Raw genomic sequence first — 22,289 nt, forward strand, 5'->3', positions numbered from 1 at the left:
GGCCGGCGCACCAGGCGCCGGCTTCATGCGGCCGACGTTACTCGTCGTCGTCGCTCCACGGGATCTCGACGTCGGTCAGGAACGCGACGGTCGCGAGCGGGCCGCCTTCCTGGCGGCCGAGCTTGCCGTCCGCGCGATGCCACTCCACGCGGAACTGCGTACCCGGATCGTCGGCCAGCAGATAGACCGTGCGCAGCTCTTCCTTGTCGGCTTCGTCAACCGGGCCGTCGAACGACACCAGCATCTTCTGCGGCCACAGACCGTTGACCGGATCGTAGATGCGATCGCCTTGCGGAATGTCGATACTGGCCTCGACGCCGATCGTCGCGGAGGCCTCGATGATCATCGTGCCGAGTGCGTTCAGCACGGCAGTCGCCCGCGCGGAATTGGCCTGGCGGATCGCGAGATCGCCGCGCGTCAGCGCCTTTTCGAGTCGAGGATGGATCTTCGGTTGGGTCATGCGTTTTCCTGTTTGCTTCTTGTAAATGGCGCCGCACGGGTGAAACGGCGGCGCCGGATGAATACGACGATTGCGCGCTGCTGGCGCGCCGCTTGCGCGCGTCAGAACCCGAACGCGATCGCGAGCAGGCCGCTCGCGATCCCGAACACGACGACGAGCGTCGCGACGATCGCCAGCATGTACGGCTTGAACGAACGCGCGAGCATCGCGAGCGAGGGCACGCTGATCGGCGGCAGCGTCATCAGCAGCGCGGCGGCCGGGCCAACGCCCATGCCGAGCGACAGCATCGCCTGGATGATCGGCACCTCGCCTGCCGTCGGGATCACGAACAGCATGCCCGCGACCGCGAACGCGACGATCCAGCCGAGATGATTGCCGATGTCCGGGCCGATATGCGGGAACAGCCACGCGCGCGCGGCGCCGAGCAGCAGCACGAGCACGATGTATTCGGGCACGAGCCGCACGGCCATGCGCGCGAGCAGTTTCATCCAGCGGACGAACGGGTTGCCGGCCGCGGCCTGCTCGGCCGCCAGCGCGGCGAGCTGCGCATCGTCGATGCTGCGGTCTTCGGGGCGTGCGATACGGTTCAGCAGATAGCCGATCCCGAACACCATCGCGATGCCGAGCACGAGGCGCAGCGCACTCCAGTGCCAGCCGAGCACGAAGCCCATGAACACCAGCGCCGCCGGGTTCAGCACCGTGTTGCCGAGCCAGAACGCGACCGCGCCGCCCGGCGATGCATGGCGCGCACGCAGCCCCGCGACGACCGGCGCCGCACAGCACGTGCACATCATGCCGGGCAACGACAGCAGGCCGCCTGCTGCCACGCTGCCGAAGCCGGTGCGACCGAGCACGCGCGCAACCCAGTGCGCAGGCAGCAGTGCCTGCACGGCCGAGCCGAGTAGCAGGCCCAGCACCATCGCCTGCCAGATCGCTTTGCCGTACGCCCACGCGTAGTCGAGCGCGGCCTTCAGCGACGGCTCGGGCGCGGTCGCCGACGTGCCCATCAGGATCGACTGGCCGATCGAATGGTGCTCGGCGGCCACGAACGCCTTGTTGTAGTACGGGAACCATTTCACATAGAACAGGCCCGCGACCGCGATCAGCAGGAAGGTCATCCAGCCGAGGGCCGGATTGGGTTGGGTGCGTGTGGTCGTCATCGTGTGGTCGTCGATTGGTTTTGATCAGTTTCGAATGTCGCGCCTGCAGCAAACGCGGCCGATGCGGGTAGCCCGGCCTGTGCGAGCTGGGCCAGCAGCGCACGCGCCTGCTCGCGCCCGTCGGCGGCGTTGGGCCGGAACGTGAACGTCAGCGCCCGGTTCGGCTTGTTGTATGCCGCGCGGTAGGTCCGTGCGTAGGCCGGATCGTAATGCTTGTCGATCAGTTCGGTGAACAGTTCGGCGCGTGCGTTTGCGTCGATCAGCGCCTTCCAGTGCGTCACCTGCTCGCGGCTGTGCAGGCCGATCAGCCGATGGAGCTGCGCCTTGAACGCCTCCGGTTCGTCGAACAGGTGCGCGTAATCGTCGAGGAGAAATGCGATGCGCTCGTCATGCGCCGCGTCGACATGCACCCACGGCCCTGCGTGAAACGCTTCGATCAACGCGATCGGCAACTGCACGAGCCCGATCCGGCGGCTTTCCGACTCGACGAACACCGGCCATTCGGGGTCGAAACGCCCAAGCGTTTCGACGAGCCCCGAATCGAACCCCTTCTGCGTCGGCTGCGGCTTGCCTGGCAGCGCGCCGAGCAGCGAACCGCGATGGCACGCCAACGCCTCGAGATCGAGCGTCTGCGCGCCCACGTCGCGCAGTGCGTTCAGCAGGCGCGTCTTGCCGCAGCCCGTATGGCCGACGAGCGCGATGTAGCGAAAGCGCGTCGGCAGCGAGTCGAGCGTCGCGCACACCGACTGGCGGTACGCCTTGTAGCCGCCGTCGAGCTGGCGCGCCTTCCAGCCGATCAGGTTGAACCAGGTCGTCATCGAGCCCGAGCGCTTGCCGCCGCGCCAGCAGTAGATCAGCGGCCGCCAGTTGCGTGGACGGTCGGCGAACGTCGTGTCGAGATGGCGCGCGATGTTGCGCGCGACCATCGCCGCGCCGACCCGGGTCGCCTCGTACGGCGACACCTGGCGGTACATCGTCCCGACGAGCACGCGCTCCTCGTTGCTGAGCACGGGCGCGTTCAGCGCGCCGGGAATATGGTCCTCGGCGAACTCGAGCGGCGTGCGCACGTCGATGATCTCGTCGAACTCGCCGGCGCGATCGAGGGTGACAATCAGGTTCTTCAATTTGGCGTCGAACAGGGGCGATGCGGCTCGATGAGCCGCATGGGCACGGAAGGCGGATTGACGATTATCTCACGGGCCGGCCTCTCGGGCCGCGCGCGGCAGTCGGCGGCGCCGACGCGGCCTGCATCGCATCGATCAGATGGTCGCGGAATGCGCGAACCGACGCGGGCAGATCGCGCCCCGCCATCGTCTGCACCTGGATGCTGCGCTCGCGCAACTGCGGGTTCGTCACGGGCACGACGACGAAGCCGTCCGCGGCGCAGCGGTCACGCACCGACAGCAGCCCCGTGAACATCACCGCGCCCGTGCGCCGCGCGTAGCCGTACATCGCCGCCGTGTTGTTGCTCGTCAGTTCGGGCTCGAGCAGCAGCCCGTCGAGCGCGCACGCGATGTCGATCAGCTGGCGCACCGTCGTGCCGGCCTCGGGCAGCACGTGCGGGTGACGCGCGACATCGGCGAGCGACACGGCTTCCCGCGTCGCGAGCGGATGGTCGTGCCGCACCAGCGCGAAAATCGGCGCGCGTTCGGTGTGGTCGACGCGCACGCCCTTCTCCGGCGCGAGGCTGAAGCTCAACGCGATGTCCACATCGCCGTCGCGCACACGCCGCGTCGCGTCCGCCGGCGACACCACCCATACGGAGAAATCGACACCCGGATGGCGCGCCTTGAAGCTGGCCAGCGTGCCGGGCAGGAAGTCGATCGCGAACCCTTCCGAGCACGCGATCTTCAGCAGGCTGCCGTGCAGCGCGTCGAGCCCGCCGATGTCCTTCATCACGTGCTCGGCCTCCAGCAGGCTGCGCTGCGCGAACGCCAGCAGCCGCTCGCCGGCCTCCGACAGCGCCATCCCGCGCGGCCGGCGCTCGAACAGCGGTGCGCCGAGCTCGCTCTCCAGTTTCGCGATCTGGCGGCTGATCGCGGATACGGCCACGTGCAGCCGCGCGGACGCGTCGCTGATCGAGCCGGTACGCGCCACTTCGACGAAATACCGCAACGCCAGGCCATGCAGGAAAGCCGCCATCGTTCTGTCTCCGCCCGGCTGCCGGCCGCGCTGCTTTGCCTTTTCGGCAAAGAAAGGTTCGAAATTCGATCATTGTGACAAAAAAAACGGCTTCCTAGAATCGATCGCACTTCACGCTGCATGCCCGATCCGGCGCGTGCAGCGAACCCGACAGAGGAGACCCGACTTGAGCCGTACCGCCGCCATCCAGCACGCGCTGAACCAGTTCGAATCCGGCGCGTTCTTCACGACCCTGAGCCGCCGCGTCGGCCTTCGCACCGAAAGCCAGGAAAGCGGCAACGGTGCCGCACTGCGCGCCTACCTGACCGACGAGATTGCCCCCGAAGCCGCGCGCCTCGGCTTCACGTCGCGGATCGTCGACAATCCCGTCGACGGCGGCGGCCCGTTCCTGCTCGCCTCGCGCCACGAAGACGACGCGCTGCCGACCGTGCTGATCTACGGCCACGGCGACGTCGTGCGCGGCTACGACGCGCAGTGGCGCGCGCCGTTGTCGCCGTGGACGCTGACGGCCGACGGCGACCGCTGGTACGGCCGCGGCAGCGCCGACAACAAGGGGCAGCACACCATCAACCTGGCCGCGCTGGCGAGCGTGCTCGACGCGCGCGGCGGCCGGCTCGGCTTCAACGCGAAGCTGCTGATCGAGATGGGCGAGGAAACGGGTTCGCCGGGCCTCGACGCGCTGTGCCGCCAGGAGCGCGACGCGCTCGCGGCCGACGTGCTGATCGCATCCGACGGCCCGCGCATCGCCGCCGCGCGCCCGACGGTGTTCCTCGGCTCGCGCGGCTCGGTCAATTTCAAGCTGAGCCTGCGCGCCCGTGACGGCGCGCATCACTCCGGCAACTGGGGCGGGCTGCTGCGCAATCCGGCGATCGTGCTCGCGCACGCGCTCGCGAGCCTCGTCGACGCGCGCGGCGCGATTCGCGTCGCGGGGCTGCGTCCGCCGCCGATCCCGGCGGCCGTGCGCGATGCGCTCGCCGATCTTTCCGTCGGCGGCGGCCCCGGCGATCCGGCGCTCGACGCCGACTGGGGCGAGCCCGGCCTCACCGCGCCCGAGCGCGTGTTCGGCTGGAACACGTTCGAGATCCTCGCGTTCAAGGCCGGCAACCCCGAGCACCCCGTCAACGCGATCCCGCCCGCCGCGTATGCGCACTGCCAGTTGCGCTTCGTCGTCGGCACCGACTGGGAGGCGCTGCACGCGCATCTGCGCACGCACCTCGACGCACACGGCTTCGCCGATATCGAGATCGACGTCGAACGCGGCGCACCGGCAACGCGCGTGCCGCCGGACGATCCGTGGGTGCGCTGGGCCGTCGCGTCGCTCGCGCGGACCACCGGCAAGAAGCCCGCGATCCTGCCGAATCTCGGCGGCACGCTGCCGAACGAAGTGTTCGCCGACACGCTCGGGCTGCCGACGCTGTGGGTGCCGCACTCGTACCCGGCGTGCTCGCAGCACGCACCGGACGAGCACCTGCTCGCGAGCGTCGTCAGCGAGGGGCTGCAGATGATGGCCGGCCTCTTCTGGGATCTCGGCGACGACGCGCCGACCGCTCGCTGCGCAGCGCCCGCCGCGGCCGCCGCGGCCGGCGCCGCCCTGTAACGCGCTTCGCCCTTTCACGGGACCTGCACACACGATGAATACGACCACCCTGACCTCGCAGGAAGCCGCCCGCCCCAGCGCCGCGAAGATCCGGCGCATCATCTTCGCGGCGTCGATCGGCAACGCACTCGAATGGTTCGACCTGATCGTCTACGGCTTCTTCGCGGTGACGATCGCCAAGCTGTTCTTCCCCGCCACCAGCGAAGCGACGTCGCTGATGCTGACGCTCGGCACGTTCGGGCTGTCCTACCTGATCCGGCCGATCGGCGGCTTCGTGCTCGGCGCATACGCGGATCGCGCGGGCCGCAAGGCGTCGCTGCTGCTGTCGATCGCGATGATGATGGCCGGCACGCTGCTGATCGCACTGATGCCGACCTATGCATCGATCGGCCTGCTCGCGCCGCTCGGGATCATGCTGTCGCGGCTGATGCAGGGCTTTTCCGCGGGCGGCGAATTCGCGAGCTCGACCGCGTTCCTCGTCGAGCACGCCCCGCAGCGGCGCGGTTTCATGTCGAGCTGGCAGTTCGCGAGCCAGGGTCTCGCGACGCTGCTCGCGTCGGGCTTCGGCGCGTTGCTGACCTCCACGCTGACGACCGCGCAACTCGAGAGCTGGGGCTGGCGCGTGCCGTTCCTGTTCGGGCTCGCGATCGGCCCGGTCGGGCTGTACATCCGCCGCTACGTCGACGAAGGCGTCGAGTTCAAGACGCAGGCACGCTCGGAAGCGCCGGTGCGCGAGCTGTTCGCGGAACAAAAGGTGCGGGTGCTGCTGTCGATCGGCGCGCTCGTGATCTCGACCGCGATCAACTACATGATCCTGTACATGCCGACCTATGCGATCAAGCAGCTCGGCCTGCCCGCATCGACGGGCTTCGCGGCGACGCTCGCGACCGGCTTCGTGCTCACGCTCGTCACGCCGGTCGTCGGCCACCTGTCCGATCGTACCGGGCGGATCCGCATGATGGCGGTCGCGGCGGTCCTGATGCTCGTCACCGTGTACCCGACGTTCGCGTGGCTCACGCGTCACGCGTCGTTCGCGACGATGCTCGCCGCCCTGGTCTGGATCGGTGCGCTGAAGGCGATGTACTGCGGCGCGCTGCCGGCGCTGATGGCCGAGCTGTTCCCGTCGCAGACCCGCGCAACGGGGCTCGCGGTCAGCTACAACACGGGTGTCACGCTGTTCGGCGGCTTCGCGCCGTTCGTCATCACCTGGCTGATCAGCGCGACCGGCAACCGGCTGTCGCCGGCGCTCTATCTGATGGGCTGCGCGCTGCTGAGCCTCGCCGCGCTGTTCGTCGCGCGCACACGGCTCAAGATGCGATGACGGAAGAAACGGCGGCGCAGCGATGCGCCGCCGGTGCGGCCCGCCGCGGCATCGCTGCCGTGCGGGCCGTGCGCCGTTTACGGCGCTGGGTTCGGCTGCAGTTCGTGCAGCGCGTCGATTTCGGCGAGGATCTCGTCGGACAGCTTCACGTCGACGCTGCCGATGTTCTCCTTCAACTGCTCGAGTGACGTCGCCCCGACCAGGTTGCTGCGCGTGAATGGGCGGCTGTTGACGAACGCCAGCGCGAGTTGCGCGGGCGACAGCCCGTGACGCCGTGCGAGCGCGACATAGCGCGACGTCGCCTCGACGGCCTGCGGCTTGCTGTAACGCTGGAAACGTTCAAACAACGTGATGCGTGCGCCGGCCGGACGCGCGCCGTTCTCGTACTTGCCGGACAGCCAGCCGAACGCGAGCGGCGAATACGCGAGCAAGCCGACGCCATCGCGATGCGTGAATTCCGACAGCCCGTTCTCGAACGTGCGGTTCAGCAGGCTGTACGGATTCTGGATGCTCGCGATGCGCGGCAGCCCGAGCTTCTCGGCCGCGCGCAGGAACTGCGCGACGCCCCACGGCGTTTCATTCGACACGCCGATCGCACGCACCTTGCCGGCCTTCACGAATTCCGCGAGCACGCCGAGGGTTTCCTCGATCGGCACCGTATAGGCGTCGTCGACCCACGGATAGGCGGGACGGCCGAACGTCGTCGTGCTGCGGTCGGGCCAGTGCAGCTGGTAGAGATCGACGTAGTCGGTCTGCAGGCGCTTGAGGCTGCCGTCGAGCGCTTCGATCAGGTTCTTGCGGTCGAACTGGTTGCCTTCGCCGCGAATATGGCGCGGATTGTGCGGCTGCCGCGCCGGACCGGCGATTTTCGTCGCGAGCACGATGCGCTCGCGCTGCGCGCGATGCTGCGCGAGCCAGGTGCCGATGTACGCCTCGGTGCGCCCCTGCGTATCGGGTTTCGGCGGCACCGGATACATCTCCGCGGCATCGATCAGCGTGACGCCCTGCCCGATCGCGTAGTCGATCTGCTCGTGCGCATCGCGCTCCGAATTCTGCTCGCCCCACGTCATCGTGCCCAGGCCGATCAGGCTGACCTCGATGCCCGAATCGCCAAGTGTGCGGTATTCCATGCTGTTCCTGTCGCGTCGGTGGAAACCAGGAACGCTATCACATTGAAGCGACTGCTTCAGACAGGCTCCGCCTACGCTTACAGGCGGCCTTCGGCGCCGGCAACGAGGTTCACGCGCTGCCCCGGACGATGGCGCTGCCGCCCGCGGTTACTGCGGCCGCTGGATGAAGCAGGTTGCCGACGCATGCGCGACGATCTTGTCGTCCGCGGTCTTCAGCGTACCCTCTGCGACGCCCAGCGAGCGCGACAGGTGAATCACGCGCCCTTCCGCGACCAGGTCGACGTCGCGCGGCACGGGCCGCAGCATCTTCACATGCAGATCGACCGTGCCATAGCCAACGCCCGCATCCAGCATCGAATGCACCGCACATCCGGTGACCGAATCGAGCACCGTCGCGGCGAACCCGCCGTGGACGCCACCAAGCGGATTCAGGTGCCGGTCGTCCGCCCGCGCCGAAAACTTCACATAGCCGAGCTCGACGTCGAGCGGGCGCATCGGGATCGTCTCGGAAATCGACGCGAGCGGTGCATCGCCCGACACCGCCGCGCGCAGCAGATCGAGACCAGACAGGGAAAGCGGGTTCATCGGGTTGTCTCCGGGTTGAAAGCGCGTCGCCGCGCGAGTAAGTTCTAAATTGGAACTCATTATTGGCAACGACGGCACCCGTTGTCAACGTGGCCGGGCCCGTTGAAACCGAAGACGGGTTCTATAATCGAACCCGCTATTTCGCCGAACCGCCGCAAAGGATGCAGGAGACTCGACGATGAAATGGGATGACATCGGCACGCTGAACTGTTCGGTCGCGCGTACGCTCGCCGTGCTCGGCGACCGCTGGACCATGCTGATCCTCCGCAACGCGTTCCTCGGCTGCCGCCGCTTCGACGCGTTCCAGGCCCAGCTTGGCCTCACACGCCATGTGCTGGCCGAGCGGCTTGCGCGACTCGTTGACGAAGGCGTGCTGGTCAAGCGCGCGTACCAGGAGCGGCCGCCGCGGTTCGAATACCGGCTGACGGACAAGGGCCTCGACCTCTACCCGACCCTGCTCGCGCTGACGGCGTGGGGCGACCGCTGGAAAGACGACGGCCAGGGGCCGCCGGTGCAGTTGCGTCACCGCACGTGCGGCCATCTGATGCATGCGGTCACCGTTTGCTCCGCGTGCGGCGAACCGCTCGACGCACGCGACGTGCAGCCGGAGCGTGGCCCCGGTTGGATCGCAGCCGAAGCAGCCGGGGCGCCTGCGGCCGAGGATTGATGCAGCGTCGTGCATCCATGAAAGAACGCGTAACGCACACGGATCGTTAGTCGCACTCGCGCTGCTGTCGCGTGCCGCGTCGACCCTGCCCGGCTGCACTCGCGCAGGCGCTTATACGCTGCCATTCCACCACCATCGCACGCGCAATCGCGCGCTGCTATCGCCCCCATCCGCGGATCAACCCGATCACGGGATCCCGCTCAACGCAACTTTGCGTCACCGCCTCTGCCATCGCGGTCTTCGCGATGCGTCATCCCGTCTCATCCACACGTGACCGGGCCGCCACGTCTGCGTTACACTCACGGCCCGCTGTCTCGAAATTGTTCGCTGTCCAAGATGTTGTCGCGCAATCGCCTCGCCGCTGCCTGTCTCGCCGCCTCCCTGTTCGCCACTCCGTTCGCCGCCTTCGGCAAGACGCAAAGTGAATCGCTGCTCCAGCAGGCGATCGACGTCGTGTCGCGTTGGCTGCCGGCCCCCACTCACGAAGCACCCGCGACACAGGTCGTCGAATCGGCATTTTCGCCCGACGGTGGTGCCGAAGCGCTCGTGCTGAAAGCGATCGGCGCCGCGCGCAGCTCGATCCGCGTCGCCGCGTATTCGTTCACGTCGCCGCCCGTCACGCGCGCGCTGCTCGCGGCCAGGCGACGCGGCGTGAATGTCGCGGTGGTCGTCGACGACAAGGGCAATCGCGCAAAGAGCAGCAAGCAGGCGTTGAACCTGCTCGTCAACGCAGGTATCCCGACGCGCACGATCGATGCCTACGCGATCCATCACGACAAGTACCTCGTGATCGACGCCGAGCACGTCGAAACGGGCTCGTTCAACTACAGCGCATCGGCGGCCAGCCGCAATTCCGAGAACGTCGTCGTGGTGTGGAACAACCCGCAACTCGCGTCGCGTTATCTCACGCACTGGCAAAGCCGCTTCGACCAGGGCACGCCGTACCGCTCCAGCTACTGAGGCAGGCCGCACGGCGCGCGCCCCGTGTTCGATCCGCCGTGTTGCTGATAATCGGCGAGCGCGGCGCGAAGCGCAATTCAGCCGAATGGCCAGCGCGCCGCCACACATCAATGGATGTCGGGCGCCCGCCCGGTCGCCGCACCGGCCTGCGCCGTCGGCGCACAGCGATTCGCCTGTCCGCTCGCGCCGCTTGCCGGAGACGTCGGCAAGCCGCTGACGCCGCCCGGCAGCGCGCTGCTCACGCAAACGACGCCGAACGCCAGCGTGTTCTGAACCATCGGATAAAGAAGATATAGCGCAAACGCGAGATAACCCGCGTAGAGAAATCGAACCATGGTGCGATGGGGAGCGATGAACGAATGGACTCACCCTGTTTTACGGCACTGCGCCGGGCACCTTGAGGTATCGTGCTTCCGATTGCGCATCGGGGCGAAATGCGTGCCCATGACGCTCACTTCTCACCTCATCTGCATCGATTCGTGTCGGGCCAAAATCACCGGTCGGCGGATTGGCAACGTGGCGATGCGCCGAACAATGCGCGATACGGTCCGACATACGATCCGGTAAGCGGCCTCGCAGCCGGGACAAATGACGCGGCCGACGCACGCGGCTATGACATCCGGTTCAGCGTCGGGCATGTCGACTACGATCCCGCGCACCATCGCGACGTGGCCGGCCTGCTCGCCTCGGCCGATCAACGGATGTACGAGGACAAGCAGCGCGGCAAGACGGCCGGCACGTAAGCGCGGGCGGACCGGGCGCAGGCGCCTGCCGCCGCCCTGCCGCTCGACTGCGATTGCGTGGTTGCGTCAGCTTCCGCACGGCGGCGCGCTGGCCATGGCCTCCGCGATCTGCTCAGGCGTCAGGTCGCGCTGGTGCGTCGCGAGCGACCAGCGATGGCCGAACGGATCCTCGACCTGTCCGTAGCGATCGCCCCAGAACATGTCGGCAGCCGGAATCGTGACCGTCGCGCCGGCCGCGACCGCCTTCGCGATCGCCGCGTCGGTGTCCGGCACGTACAGGTGCAGGCAGACCGGCGTGCCTTTCAGTGCCTTCGGCCCGAACGCGCCGTGCTCGGGCATTTCATCCACCAGCATCAGTGTCGAATCGCCAATCACGAGACACGCGTGCGCGAGCCGGCCGTCGGGCATCGCCAGGCGAAACTGTTCGCTCGCATTGAACGCGCGCTTGTAGAAGTCGATGGCTGCTGTTGCGCCGGCGCAGATCAGGTGCGGCGTCAGGGTGCGCATCCCTTCCGGGATCGGTTTGACGGACGTGGACATGTGTGTCGCTCCTTCGGTCGGTTGTCGTATCGGAATCGGGACGGACGCGCGATGCGCACGCCTCCGATGCTACGACGGACGAACCCGGCGGAAATCGACACGGCGCCTGACATTTTTTTCCCGGGTATCGGCGCGCGGCTTCCCCGCATCGGGCGTCATCGGCCCGGTCGGTCGGCCTCGTTGTCCGGTATGCCGAACTGCCGGCGGCATGCCTCCAGCAATCCGGCCACCGCATCGAGCGGCAGATCGGCAAACCGGGCGATCGGCAGCATCACGCCACCCGGTACCTTGTTGCGCGATGAAAGCGCCGAAAACTGGTAGCCGATGTAGCGATTTCCGGCGACGCTGATGATCCTGAATTCGGTGACGTCACGCCACGGCGTGACGGGTTGCTCGCGCAAAGCCCCGATCAGCCTGAAGCCCGTCTCGTCGACATGCAGCGCCATCCTGCGCCGCGACGACACGAAGAAGGCGGCCCCCGCCAGCGCCAGCAACAAGGCCAGCGCCGCCACCGGCCAGAGCGCCGGAGCAGCTGCATAACCGCACAGGCTCGCCACGGCCAGCACCGCACACACGATCGCCCTTCTTTTCAGGCTCCGGCCGTCGACTGCCAGCGTCATCGGCAACTGGCCGACGACAGTTTCCGCAACGGGATCGACGTGCCAGCCGGAATCGGCGGTCTCGCTTTCGTCGTTCATCGCGCGATCACTCACATCGACGACAACCGGCTCATCGAGGCCGGACACCCTATCGACGCGCCGGGACACGCGGCCTGCCGACAGGAAATGGTCGGGATCGACGAAGGCAAGCATCGACGCACGACAATGCGCCTTCGTCCGTGCGGCACGGGCCACGCTCCGTCGGCATCGGTCATGTTCAGTTGCACACCTTGACGGTGCCGTTGGTCGTGCATTGACCAATAGCCCAGTGGCTCTGCCCTGCCAGATGAGGTGCCTGGCCGACGCCACGGATCGGCTCGGACTGCGACGATGCCGGAACGGCCGCGGCGGCCGACGCGGTGTCGGGTGACGGTAGCGGAGGCGGCTCGGGCGCGGTCTGGCAAGCCGACAGCGCCAGACAAAGCACGGATGCCAACAGGGCGATGAGCGGTCTGGACATGATCTCGTACGCGTTTGCGATATTCGCTTCCGTTAACGGCTCGATGAAGATCCCGTGGCCCGTCGAACCGTTCAGCGCAACCGGCAACGCAGCAGGTGACGATCGTCCAATACTACTCCCCGCGATCGACGTCGTACTAACGGCCGTTCGGCCAGGTGCCGGCATCGATGCGATGGCGCCCGCTATCGCTGACGCATGCCGCGCCGGTCAGATTTGCGGCAGGTCGCGCAGCGTCCGCGACTCGTTCGTTGCATCGATGTCGAGCTCGATGCCTTCCGATGCATCGCGATACAGCACACGTTTCAGCCTGGGCCCGATCGCGGTGGCGTCCGATGCCGAGAAGATTGCACGGACATCGTTTCCGGACGCGAGCGCGCGCGCCACGTCCGCCACCGGCGCCTCGCTTGGTGTCGCCGCCCACGACCGATCGGCCGGATTCACGGCCGCCCAGCGCACGTGCGTCACGCGCGCGCTGAGCGGATCGATTCGCACGCCATTCACCGCAAACATCGACATCGGCATCTCCTTCGAATTTTTTTGCGGCCCGCCGTACCGATGCACGGTCACGGACGGCCCCAGATCTCGCAGACGTTTCCCGCCGGATCGGCCACGGAAATCGCGATCGTGCCGTCGCCGTAGTCCCATTCGTTCAGGATACTGACGCGACTCGACTCAAGTCGCGCAACGGCTTCCGAGACATGCGCCACTTCGATGGCCAGCGCAATGCCATGGCCGGTCGGACGAAACTCCGGGTACGGAAACTTGCCACCGCTACCCGTATGGATGGTCAGCGTCGCTCCATCCACGACAAAGCGATGCCACGGATTCCCCGCAGCCGACACGCCTTCGGAGTGCACAGGCAGCGCGAGCGCCGAACGATAGAAATCCACCACCGCTCGGAAGCGATCGTCTTCGACCGGCACCAGGATGCCCAGACTCGCGATCATGCGCGCTTCTCCGGTCAACGCGATTTTCGATGATACATTGGGACGCTTTACAACCGTCAACAGACAATCGTGCACGGGAGAAACACATGACCGACGCCTGGGGAACCTTCCCTGCCAGAATGGGCGACCATCAGGCTTTCATCAGCTTCAACCACAGCTTTGCGGAAATCGCCGAAGGCGATCCGCGCACGTCGCTGCTCAGCGTGCGCGTCCCCTTTGCGCATCCGTCGCCGGAAGGCCTGCCCACCGGCGACGAATTCGCCGGTCTCGCGCAGATCGAGGATCTGCTCGACGCCACGATCACCGCAAAAGGTGGCGTGCAGGTTGGCCGCATCACCGTCGACGGCCACCGGGATTTCCTTTTCTACGTGCCGTTCGACGAAGAGGCCGCGGCGGAGATCGTCGACGCGCTGGCCGATCAGACGACCTACGCACTGCAGTACGCGCACCAGGACGATCCGGACAAGGAAGCGTACTGGCAGACGCTCTATCCGACCGACGACGACTGGCTGATCATGCGCGACATGCGCGTGCTGGATGAATTGCGGAAGAAAGGCGACGCCAGCGAGGTAAGCCGGCGCGTGATGCACTGGGCGTACTTCCCCGACCCGAGCGACGCGCATCAGTTCGCGGATTGGGCCGAATCGAAAGGCTATCCGGTCGAATCGGTTGCGCCCACCGAGGACGGCAAGTCGGCAGTCCGGTTTTCGCATGAAGGCACCATGGCGCTGGCCGACATCACGCGTCATACGATCGCGATCAACCACGAAGTGCGTGCCCTCGGAGGGGATTACGACGGATGGGAAACCAGCGTCGAACAGGCTGACTGAGCGGGTCGACCTGCCCGCTGTGCGACACGTGATGCAACGCATCCGGCGCAAAAAATATCCCGGCGGCATGCTTGCGCGCCGCCGGGACCAAGGCATCACCGGCCGAAACCGGCGATGGGCCTGAGGGTTCGCCCAGGCACGAGGAAAGCGATTCGTGCGGATCAGGCGAACGGATGCCGGGGCGCGCAATCGATGCGATCACGCCGCCCGCCGGACGCCTGTCCGGTTCCGTCGACGCAGCCTTCCCGCGTCGGACGGGCAAAAAGCCCCCGCTCCTGCGCGAGCGAGCGGGGAAACGGTTGACCGGGCCGGGGAAGAACGGTCAACCGGCCAAATTGTGAGCGTGGGCCGCGCAACGATCTGTGCGGCAACTCACCATTTGGTGACAATGCCGCAGCAATTGGTTCGCTCGCGTGCCGTGCGGATCGCGTCACGGTCCGAGCCCAACGCCCGCGACCGGCGCGAGCGTCACCACGATGATGGGCGACAGCACCACGGCCCCGATCATCATCACGCCGTCGGCCGTGAGCGTGACGGGCGTCGCGAGCACGCGCACGGCCTTGCCCGCCGTCGTGATGCGGTCGGTGACCTGGATCTTGTACGAATGCGTAAACGACGACCACGTCTTGCCCTGCGCAAAACCATCGGCGAGATAGCGCGATCCGGCCAGTTCACCCTTCATCCCCAGATCCCAGTCTCCGAGCTTCGTGAAGCCGTCCTCCAGCGCACGATTCCAATCCTCATCGGTCATGTCATCGCGGTGGAGCCGCAGCGAGAAGTCGCCCGAAATCTTGCTGCCCTGCGCGACGAACTCATATAGCGACGCCTTGATCGATTTCCGGTAACGCGATGCCAGCACCGCGCCGAGATGCTCCGGCATATCGAAGATGTAGTGATATTTCTTGCCGAGCACGACGAATTGCTTGCCGTCCTCGCTGACGAGGAATCGGTCGACTGTCTCTTCGTAATGGCCGTCTTCGAACAGCATTGCAGCGCAGCCTGCCAGGCCGGCAGCGACAACGATCGCGCCCGCCGACAGCAGCGTTCTTCTTTTCATGTCTGGAGTTTTATTTTGTTTTGATTCAATCGGATATTTTCAGGCCCGGGCCCAGTTTCCGGTCAGTCGCGGGTGTTTGTCAAAGCAGGTTTATTCTATTTTTCCGATCGACATGATTCGGGCTTCATTTTCCTGAACCGATTTTTTCAAAACCGCGTTTTGCAAACACCGGGACTCGCGTCATGGCAACCGGGTTTCATCATCGTGACGGTCAGCTGAAAAGCCATTCTGCGACCCTCTCGATCCAGTCGAGCTCGCCAGCGATATCGATGACGGTTTCGCTGACGATTTCGGCAGTCGATGTGGGCGATACGCCCGTCGCCACCGCTCCGGCAGCAACCGCACTCACGTTCGCCATTTCGAGCGATGCGCCCGATCTCGGATCGGCCAGTCGCTCCAGCCAGCCGACGATGTTGGCACGCGCATCCTCTTCATCGACGAAATCATGCCGCTCGAGAAAGCGGTCGAACACGATCCACGCAAGCGTCTTGCTTCGTGAATCGGATTCGAGATGCCAGTCGACCACACCTGTCCGACCGGACGCCCTGATTTCAAGCGTCGCGGTGAAACAGTAATCGAGGTACTCGATTTCAAGTTTCGACGACATGGTTTCTCCGATCAATCTGCCAGCTCTGTTCTTATGATGAGCCGCGCACCGGGTTTCGCGAGACTGTGTGAATCTTCGATGAAATTCGCGCGGCGCATCATGTCTGCGGGCAGTATCGCGATATTCTCGTGACCTGTCGATATCGATCGACGACACCTGACCGGATTCGATTTACCCACCCTTCCTCTCCGCATTTTTGCTTGCAGTTCAGGTTCTGCCGCGAATCGCTCCGATTTCCTATTGCGGGTATTGCCCTGCTGCGCCGCCGCAATCGCGCTGCTAAACTGGAATCAATAAGGCCGCTTGCGACATCAGAGGAAACAATGGCACTCGCCCACGCACAGGAAAATGGCGTAGAAGTCTGGGTTATCCAGCTTCCCGGGCATACCCCCTATGCCTATACGCACCTCAAGCGGGTCTTCTCGTCCGACGATACGCGACACCGGGTCGTCACGATCGATCTGACGAAATTGCTGGCATGTGCCGACCGCGACACGACGGACTACGTGTTGCCGTCTGTTCTGTACTGGGCCCCTGGAAAAGCCGCGGGCATTCGCGAATTCCTCGATCCTGAACAGGACAGGATTGCGGACATGCCGTACATCACGTTTCGCGAGACGAGAACGCGAACGCTGCTCGGCATCCCCGGCCTGTCGAAGGTCGGCGTCGCGTCGTTCCGCAACGGCCAGCATCGCGCGCGCTATCTTGCCTATGCAGGCGCAACGACCCTGCCCGTCGAGGTGCACGAGACGGAAGCCGATCTGCTCGTGCGGTACTGCGGCGAGTAGCGACGGAGTCCGTTCGGCTTTCGCCCGGCGACGGCCGCCCATCGTGCGACCGTTCGCTCGAATGTCGCCAGGCCGCTACGCCTGTATCGCATAGATCCGGTCGGTGACCTCCGTCTGGCCGATACGGCTCGTCTCGATACCCGCCAGTTGCCAACCGTTGTGTTCATAGAAACCGATCGCGCGTTTGTTGTCCTCCAGCACCTTCAGGTGGACCATGTCCACGCCAATCGTGCGCGCCCAGGCGCGGACGGCTTCGATCATGCGCTTGCCCGTGCCGCTTCCGTGATGCGAAGGATGGACGTGCAGGCAGTCGAGCAACACGCCAAGCACCGGGTCGACGGGACGCTCGGCACTGACGAAGCCCACGGGCTCGCCGTCCGCCTCGGCGATCAGCACGAGACCCCACTCTTTTTCATCGCGATCGAGATAGTGCCGCCATCGGTTCGCGTGTTCCGTCGGCACCTCGTCGGTCAGGTAGGCAGCCGGCAGGACGTGGCTGTATGCGGTTTGCCAGCTCAGCGTGTGCAGGCGAGCGATGTGGTTTGCGTCTAGCGCTGTCGCGGCACGCAGCGTGGCCCGGGTTTCCGGCATCGGTGGTCACTCCTTCGGCTTGCTCTCTTGATCGGGACGTCTCGCCGCAAAATATACCGCGCGTTGCGGCATGCAACCCTCAACGACGCTGCGCCAGAACGATACCGTGTCGGCCCGTCCCGGGACGACGAAGTCAAGGCATCGCACCCCGCACGTTATCGTCGCGTACCTTGCATGCGCCGTCGCCACCCACTGGCTCGTGACGTTCGCCAGCGATCGTCTTCTCCGCGTATGACGCGATCACATCAGCGCCGGCCCGCCGGGCGTCGCTGCAACTCGTTGCCCGTGCAACGGGATGCAGACAAAAAAAATCCCGACACCGTCATTGGTCGTCGGGATCGAACGGCCCTGCAAAGCATGAGGGCACGAGGAAGCCGACACATTACACCAATGTAAGACTGTTGCGCGCTGTCGCTTCACGCCAAGTCCCTGTCCCATTCCGCCATTCATGCGCAAAGCGCGGCCATAAACGAAAAAAGCCTGCTCACGCGGAACGCGAGCAGGCAAGAAAACGGATCAGCATTCGAGGCACGAGGGCTGTCCATGGAAGATAACGGCACGGGGCACAAGAACCTTAGCTGCGACAGGAAACTTCGCAACATCATGTCGACGGGATACGGCCATACAATCTCGCGTCGAAGATCCATTGATGAAAGCCGGCGACACTGTGACGATATCCAGTCGCTCGCAACGCTGGCCGTCCGCCAACCGTGCGACGTTCCACCCGGCTTACTCGTAGCGAAGCACCCGTCCGTTTAATCAGCCATGTATGGCAAACTTCGGCTCCGAATCGACGCAGCGCGCACTCTTTATTGCAGGGAAATCATGTACGTCTTGATCTATATCGCAGCAGTCGCTGTCGCGAACCTGATGGTCGCTCATTTCGGGCCAGCTGCTACACCGATCATCGCGTTCTTTCTGATCGGACTCGATCTCGCGATTCGAGACCGGCTCCATCTGGACTGGCGCGGCCGCGCGCTCTGGTCGCGGATGTTTGCGTTGATCGCAGCCGCCGGCGTTGTCAGTTACGCGCTCAATCCCGCTGCCAAGGAAATCGCCCTCGCGTCTCTCGTAGCGTTCGGTTCGGCAGCCGTGGCAAGTGCAATCGTGTTTCAACTCGCACGTCGCTTTCCGATACTGGCGCGCGCCAACGGCGCGAACGTCGCGGGTGCGGCTGTCGACTCCATCGTCTTTCCGCTTATTGCGTTCGGGACAGTGTTTCCGACGATCGCCGCGTTGCAGTTCGTCGCCAAGGTGGCGGGCGGCGCTTTGTGGTCGTGGGTGGTTTTTAGAAATACCCGAACGGCTCAGGTGGGGATCGCGAGCAATGTGGTCGATCGTTAAGCACGGGTTGCGCGTATAGCTGCGTTGTTCGTTGCCGAGGACGTGGCGCCCACTATTGCGACTATTACAGCTATCGCGAGCCCGATCAGTAATCCCAGCAGTACTTTCAGCTTCATCTTCGCACCACGTTTATTGTGGTGCGAATCGTAGCACGCTAGCCTCTACGCAGCCTGCGACCGTGCACGGATCTCCATGGCTGCCATCAGCACGAGCCAGAAACCGATCCAGAAGAACGCGATTGTGTTCAGCAGATTGCGATTCTTCTGGGTCGCTTCCAAGTTCTGATCGAGGTAGTGCTGGGTCAGTTGAAAGACGATTTTGTTGGATATGGTGAGCTTCGCGGCATGTCGGTCGCAAAATTCGGCACGGACGGGTTCTCCAACGTGGCCCTTCAAATATGAAGGGTCTAACGGGGCACAGGCTCCCTTGGCGCAACGGGACAAGAGCACGGCGTTAGATCCGGGCTCTTCAACGAAGTAGTCATGGTCGAGCGTTGTCACGGTTCCTTCAGCAACCTTGTCGACAACGACATTTCCCGTTGTGTCGACGGCGCACATATCCGACAGCTTAGTCGGTGGTCGCACGGCCAGCCCCATCCCGACGTTGATTGCCCCAATTGCCGCCATCGTCAGCGCGAAGCGGCGGAATTTTGAAATATTGATTCTTGCCATGGTCGACGCCCAGAAGCCGATTGGTCTCGCGCAGATTCTCACCGCGTCCGCTCTCTGTGTCGAGCAGTTCGACTAGCGGCCGCAAAGCCTCGGCAACGCAGTTCCCCTAAGCTACGCAAATTCCGGTGCCTCGGATACGTGGCTTTTTCTTGTGGGCGGCTTGTATAGCGCCTGCTCTTTTCGATTTTCCCCTGGCAGTAGCACTTTGCGAGCGTCCTTCGTTGCGCCCGCTTCTTTTCTGATTTGAGGATGCGATGACTTCGCGTAACCCGTACTTTCTCGACGGTCCGAGCCAGTTTGGTTTCAGCGGCGGCCGGTCATCGGCATACCTGCTAGACAGTCAAGGCGTACGGCGGCAAGTTGCCGGACGATATGTACGTGACGTTCCACAACACTGGGAAAGAACGCCCGGAGACTCTCGAATTCATTCGCGACGTCGGGTTATACCTCGGCGTGCACGTCTACTGGACTGAATTCACGGGCGTCTATGGCTCGGGCCTCTCGTAGCGACTCACGGATTTCGAGCATGCCGAGCGCAACGGTGAGCCATTCGATCGCGTGATCGAGTACTACCGCCAGTACCGCAACATCGAGAAAGGAGAACCGCCGATTCTGCCGAATCCCGCTAATCGAATGTGGACCGACCGCATGAAGATCAAGGCGGCGAGTTGGTTCATGCGCGAGCGCGGATACGACGAGTGGGAAGCAATCATCGGTGTCCGAGCTGACGAAGAGCGCTGGTATCACAAGCGTATGGCCGCGAATAACCGCGGCTCCGACCGCTGGACTAACTACATGCCCATGTTCGCGGACGGCGTGACAAAGCCGATGGTGAACGTATTCTGGAAGTCGATGCCCTTCGACTTACGCCTTGATCCGAACAGCGATGAAGGTAACTGCGACGCTTGCTTCCTGAAGGCTGAGCACAAGATCGTCCGCATTTTCATGAAGCGGCCCGAAGCGGCCGAGTGGTGGATTCGCCAGGAACGTGAAACTGGCCAGCGTTTTCGCCAGAACCGCCCCTGCTACGCCGATCTGTTGCGCCAGGCGGATTTCTACCGCGCCCAGAGGCCCTAGTACGTGGCGAACACAAGGATCGAACAAAAACGGCAGTCGCGCGCACGGTTCGTCTCAATAGCCGGGCACTTGCTGCGTTGAACCGTCAGCGATCGTTTACACAGATCTCCGGAGCCGCAATCTTTCATGATCCGCGGTACAGCATACGCTCGGAGGACGAACGAGCATTCCGACGAAGCTTCTGGACGCCCATTTTAAAACGACTCGGAATTCGCTACCGCCGGCCGTACAACATGCGACATAGCTACGCGACGGCAATGCTGATGGCCGGAATGACCCCAGCCTTCTGCGCGAAACAACTCGGGCACAGCATCGAGATGTTCCTGACAACGTACGCGAAATGGATGGATGGCGAGCAGAGCGCTCTAGAGATGGCGAGGCTCGAATCGACGTTATTGTCCCCCGCAAAGCAAAACAGGCGCCTAAGCGCCTGTTTTGTTAATGCATTCTTTGGGGTGGCTGATGGGACTCGAACCCACGACGACAGGAATCACAATCCTGGACTCTACCAACTGAGCTACAGCCACCACTGTTACTGCTTTTTGTTCTTCGCTGCGTTTGTGTTTCAGCAGCGAAGAACAAGATTATACGAACACTTTTGAATCTTGCAAAGCTTTTTTTTCAAAAACTTCTTCGGCCTCGTTCAGATGCGCGCGCGCCTCGTCGAACACGGCCAGATCAGCTCGCGCAAGCTTCTTGTTGTCGGACAGCACACGACGCCAGCCGCGTGCGCCGGGCATGCCGCGATACAGTCCGAGCGCGTGCCGCACGATCGCGCCGAGGTAGGTCCCGCGCTTCAGTTCGGCCGCGCAGTATTCGATCAGCTTCGCCTCGGCCTCTTCGCGCGTCGGCACCGCGGAGGTCGCCCCGTAGAAGCGCGTATCGACCTCCGCCAGCACGTACGGGTTGTGATACGCCTCACGGCCGAGCATCACGCCATCGACATGCTCGAGATGCTGCGCAACCTCGTCGAGCGTCGTGATACCGCCGTTGATGACGATCTCGAGCGACGGAAAATCGCGCTTCAGCTGATACGCATAGTCGTACTTGAGCGGCGGGATCTCACGATTCTCCTTCGGCGACAGCCCCTTCAGGATCGCATTGCGCGCATGCACGACGAACGTTTCACAGCCAGCTTCGGCCACCGTGCCGACGAAGTCGCGCACGAACGCGTAGTCCTCGACCGCATCGACCCCGATCCGGTGCTTGACCGTGACCGGCACCGACACCGCATCGCGCATCGCCTTCACGCAGTCGGCGACGAGCTGCGGCTCGTTCATCAGGCACGCGCCGAACGCGCCGCGCTGCACGCGCTCGGACGGGCATCCGCAATTGAGGTTGATTTCATCGTAGCCCCACTGCTCGCCGAGCTTCGCCGCGCGCGCGAGATCGTCGCGCTCGCTGCCGCCCAGTTGCAGCGCGACCGGCGATTCGTTCGGCGTGAACGCGAGATGCCGCTGGGCATCGCCGAACAGCAGCGCACCCGTCGTGATCATCTCCGTATACAGCCACGTGTCGCGCGTCAGCGTACGGTGGAACGACCGGCAATGGCGGTCAGTCCAGTCCAGCATGGGCGCGACGGATACGCGGCGGGGAGGAAGTGAAGACGGTACGGACATGGATTTCGGGCAACAGGCCAGACGGCGCGGAAACAACCCGCTATTTTACCGCAACACGGGCCGTGCCTGCCCGGCACGCGTGCTACCCCTCGCCCAGCTCCGCATCGACCGCCCGCCGAGCCTCGTCGAGCACGCGCTCGATCACGCGTCGTTCGGTCAGCAGCATCCCGTCGACCTTGACGCGCCGCCAGTCGATCCGCACGGCATCGCCCTGCAGCACGCGGTAATGCGCATGCTCGCCGTCCCAGACCTGCTCGGTCTTCACCTCGATCTCGAAGCCGCGGTACGGCTCGCTGAAATCGCCGAGGTCGCTGCCTCTCGGTTCCATCGCACG

26 protein-coding genes, 1 tRNA gene and 1 pseudogene are annotated in these 22,289 nt (G+C 64.5%); 9 read left to right on the forward strand and 19 right to left on the reverse strand.

Going from position 1 to position 22,289, the window contains the following annotated elements; translation table 11 throughout:
• Positions 1-37 precede the first annotated feature (37 nt).
• The 4 genes from F3J15_RS16035 to F3J15_RS16050 form a co-directional block, all read right to left on the reverse strand.
• A complete protein-coding gene (locus F3J15_RS16035) occupies positions 38-460 on the reverse strand; it encodes a hypothetical protein (RefSeq protein ID WP_021157006.1) in 423 nt (140 codons plus the stop codon).
• A 101-nt stretch (positions 461-561) separates the two neighbouring features.
• Entirely contained in the window at positions 562-1,620 is a 1,059-nt protein-coding gene (locus tag F3J15_RS16040; RefSeq protein ID WP_166892411.1) for a permease, read from the reverse strand.
• Entirely contained in the window at positions 1,617-2,744 is a 1,128-nt protein-coding gene (gene mnmH / locus F3J15_RS16045; protein ID WP_089445568.1) for a tRNA 2-selenouridine(34) synthase MnmH, read from the reverse strand. The genes F3J15_RS16040 and mnmH overlap by 4 nt, the downstream gene beginning before the upstream one ends.
• 64 nt (positions 2,745-2,808) lie before the next feature.
• Entirely contained in the window at positions 2,809-3,762 is a 954-nt protein-coding gene (locus tag F3J15_RS16050; RefSeq protein WP_166892413.1) for a LysR family transcriptional regulator, read from the reverse strand.
• Positions 3,763-3,928: 166 nt separating this feature from the next.
• Here F3J15_RS16050 and F3J15_RS16055 point away from each other — a divergent pair, with 166 nt between their 5' ends.
• Together F3J15_RS16055 and F3J15_RS16060 are read left to right on the forward strand one after the other, a co-directional pair.
• A complete protein-coding gene (locus tag F3J15_RS16055) occupies positions 3,929-5,359 on the forward strand; it encodes a M20 family metallopeptidase (protein ID WP_166892416.1) in 1,431 nt (476 codons plus the stop codon).
• A gap of 34 nt (positions 5,360-5,393) precedes the next feature.
• Positions 5,394-6,680: an MFS transporter gene (locus F3J15_RS16060; RefSeq protein ID WP_089483928.1), complete on the forward strand. Its 1,287-nt coding sequence runs from the start codon at positions 5,394-5,396 to the stop codon at positions 6,678-6,680.
• A gap of 77 nt (positions 6,681-6,757) precedes the next feature.
• Here F3J15_RS16060 and F3J15_RS16065 read toward each other — a convergent pair whose 3' ends face one another.
• Complete coding sequence (locus F3J15_RS16065; RefSeq protein WP_166892420.1) at positions 6,758-7,810, reverse strand: NADP(H)-dependent aldo-keto reductase; 1,053 nt, start codon at positions 7,808-7,810, stop codon at positions 6,758-6,760.
• A gap of 147 nt (positions 7,811-7,957) precedes the next feature.
• Positions 7,958-8,395: a PaaI family thioesterase gene (locus F3J15_RS16070; RefSeq protein WP_069247883.1), complete on the reverse strand. Its 438-nt coding sequence runs from the start codon at positions 8,393-8,395 to the stop codon at positions 7,958-7,960.
• A 178-nt stretch (positions 8,396-8,573) separates the two neighbouring features.
• Between F3J15_RS16070 and F3J15_RS16075 the strand changes: the two genes are divergently transcribed.
• Together F3J15_RS16075 and F3J15_RS16080 are read left to right on the forward strand one after the other, a co-directional pair.
• Positions 8,574-9,062 (forward strand): helix-turn-helix domain-containing protein, encoded by a 489-nt coding sequence (locus F3J15_RS16075; protein ID WP_069247882.1) that lies wholly within the window; start codon positions 8,574-8,576, stop codon positions 9,060-9,062.
• Positions 9,063-9,398: 336 nt separating this feature from the next.
• Positions 9,399-10,022: a phospholipase D family protein gene (locus F3J15_RS16080; RefSeq protein ID WP_166892423.1), complete on the forward strand. Its 624-nt coding sequence runs from the start codon at positions 9,399-9,401 to the stop codon at positions 10,020-10,022.
• Positions 10,023-10,129: 107 nt separating this feature from the next.
• Here F3J15_RS16080 and F3J15_RS37785 read toward each other — a convergent pair whose 3' ends face one another.
• The gene (locus tag F3J15_RS37785) at positions 10,130-10,357 is read right to left on the reverse strand and encodes a hypothetical protein (RefSeq protein ID WP_089445562.1); all 228 of its coding nucleotides are present in this window, start codon (positions 10,355-10,357) and stop codon (positions 10,130-10,132) included.
• Between the two features lie 255 nt (positions 10,358-10,612).
• Here F3J15_RS37785 and F3J15_RS16090 point away from each other — a divergent pair.
• Positions 10,613-10,765 (forward strand): annotated as a pseudogene (locus F3J15_RS16090) (GGDEF domain-containing protein); the annotation flags it as partial.
• Between the two features lie 66 nt (positions 10,766-10,831).
• On the opposite strand, the gene F3J15_RS16095 reads toward F3J15_RS16090, so the two are convergent.
• From F3J15_RS16095 to F3J15_RS16115, 5 genes are all read right to left on the reverse strand, one after another.
• Positions 10,832-11,305 (reverse strand): VOC family protein, encoded by a 474-nt coding sequence (locus F3J15_RS16095; protein ID WP_089445560.1) that lies wholly within the window; start codon positions 11,303-11,305, stop codon positions 10,832-10,834.
• Between the two features lie 155 nt (positions 11,306-11,460).
• Positions 11,461-12,003: an aspartyl-tRNA synthetase gene (locus tag F3J15_RS16100; RefSeq protein WP_089446073.1), complete on the reverse strand. Its 543-nt coding sequence runs from the start codon at positions 12,001-12,003 to the stop codon at positions 11,461-11,463.
• Between the two features lie 178 nt (positions 12,004-12,181).
• A complete protein-coding gene (locus F3J15_RS16105; protein WP_089446072.1) occupies positions 12,182-12,424 on the reverse strand; it encodes a hypothetical protein in 243 nt (80 codons plus the stop codon).
• A gap of 207 nt (positions 12,425-12,631) precedes the next feature.
• Complete coding sequence (locus tag F3J15_RS16110) at positions 12,632-12,940, reverse strand: phosphatidylserine/phosphatidylglycerophosphate/cardiolipin synthase (RefSeq protein WP_046546333.1); 309 nt, start codon at positions 12,938-12,940, stop codon at positions 12,632-12,634.
• Positions 12,941-12,987: 47 nt separating this feature from the next.
• Positions 12,988-13,371: a VOC family protein gene (locus tag F3J15_RS16115; RefSeq protein WP_166892429.1), complete on the reverse strand. Its 384-nt coding sequence runs from the start codon at positions 13,369-13,371 to the stop codon at positions 12,988-12,990.
• An 86-nt stretch (positions 13,372-13,457) separates the two neighbouring features.
• Here F3J15_RS16115 and F3J15_RS16120 point away from each other — a divergent pair, with 86 nt between their 5' ends.
• The gene (locus tag F3J15_RS16120; RefSeq protein WP_166892432.1) at positions 13,458-14,201 is read left to right on the forward strand and encodes a DUF695 domain-containing protein; all 744 of its coding nucleotides are present in this window, start codon (positions 13,458-13,460) and stop codon (positions 14,199-14,201) included.
• Between the two features lie 430 nt (positions 14,202-14,631).
• Here the strand turns inward: F3J15_RS16120 and F3J15_RS16125 are convergent, their stop codons facing one another.
• On the reverse strand, positions 14,632-15,258 hold the full coding sequence (locus F3J15_RS16125; RefSeq protein WP_166892434.1) for a hypothetical protein: 627 nt from the start codon (positions 15,256-15,258) through the stop codon (positions 14,632-14,634).
• Positions 15,259-15,469: 211 nt separating this feature from the next.
• A complete protein-coding gene (locus tag F3J15_RS16130; protein WP_166892437.1) occupies positions 15,470-15,865 on the reverse strand; it encodes a hypothetical protein in 396 nt (131 codons plus the stop codon).
• Between the two features lie 323 nt (positions 15,866-16,188).
• Between F3J15_RS16130 and F3J15_RS16135 the strand changes: the two genes are divergently transcribed.
• Entirely contained in the window at positions 16,189-16,653 is a 465-nt protein-coding gene (locus F3J15_RS16135) for a hypothetical protein (protein WP_089472705.1), read from the forward strand.
• A gap of 75 nt (positions 16,654-16,728) precedes the next feature.
• Here F3J15_RS16135 and F3J15_RS16140 read toward each other — a convergent pair whose 3' ends face one another.
• Positions 16,729-17,244 (reverse strand): GNAT family N-acetyltransferase, encoded by a 516-nt coding sequence (locus F3J15_RS16140; RefSeq protein WP_166892440.1) that lies wholly within the window; start codon positions 17,242-17,244, stop codon positions 16,729-16,731.
• Positions 17,245-18,069: 825 nt separating this feature from the next.
• Here F3J15_RS16140 and F3J15_RS16145 point away from each other — a divergent pair.
• Positions 18,070-18,588: a VUT family protein gene (locus F3J15_RS16145; RefSeq protein WP_166892443.1), complete on the forward strand. Its 519-nt coding sequence runs from the start codon at positions 18,070-18,072 to the stop codon at positions 18,586-18,588.
• Between the two features lie 161 nt (positions 18,589-18,749).
• Here the strand turns inward: F3J15_RS16145 and F3J15_RS16150 are convergent, their stop codons facing one another.
• Positions 18,750-19,259: a hypothetical protein gene (locus F3J15_RS16150; RefSeq protein ID WP_166892446.1), complete on the reverse strand. Its 510-nt coding sequence runs from the start codon at positions 19,257-19,259 to the stop codon at positions 18,750-18,752.
• Positions 19,260-19,817: 558 nt separating this feature from the next.
• Here F3J15_RS16150 and F3J15_RS16155 point away from each other — a divergent pair.
• Positions 19,818-20,336, forward strand: coding sequence for a hypothetical protein (locus F3J15_RS16155; RefSeq protein ID WP_166892449.1), 519 nt, complete (start codon positions 19,818-19,820; stop codon positions 20,334-20,336).
• A gap of 451 nt (positions 20,337-20,787) precedes the next feature.
• Here the strand turns inward: F3J15_RS16155 and F3J15_RS16165 are convergent.
• From F3J15_RS16165 to F3J15_RS16175, 3 genes are all read right to left on the reverse strand, one after another.
• Positions 20,788-20,863: transfer RNA gene (locus F3J15_RS16165), tRNA-His, on the reverse strand.
• 57 nt (positions 20,864-20,920) lie between these two features.
• On the reverse strand, positions 20,921-21,907 hold the full coding sequence (gene dusA, locus F3J15_RS16170) for a tRNA dihydrouridine(20/20a) synthase DusA (RefSeq protein WP_240158959.1): 987 nt from the start codon (positions 21,905-21,907) through the stop codon (positions 20,921-20,923).
• A gap of 130 nt (positions 21,908-22,037) precedes the next feature.
• Positions 22,038-22,283 (reverse strand): hypothetical protein, encoded by a 246-nt coding sequence (locus F3J15_RS16175; RefSeq protein ID WP_069247870.1) that lies wholly within the window; start codon positions 22,281-22,283, stop codon positions 22,038-22,040.
• Positions 22,284-22,289: the final 6 nt, after the last annotated feature.

Source organism: Burkholderia sp. Ap-955, from assembly GCF_011753045.1.
GTDB lineage: Bacteria > Pseudomonadota > Gammaproteobacteria > Burkholderiales > Burkholderiaceae > Burkholderia > Burkholderia lata_D.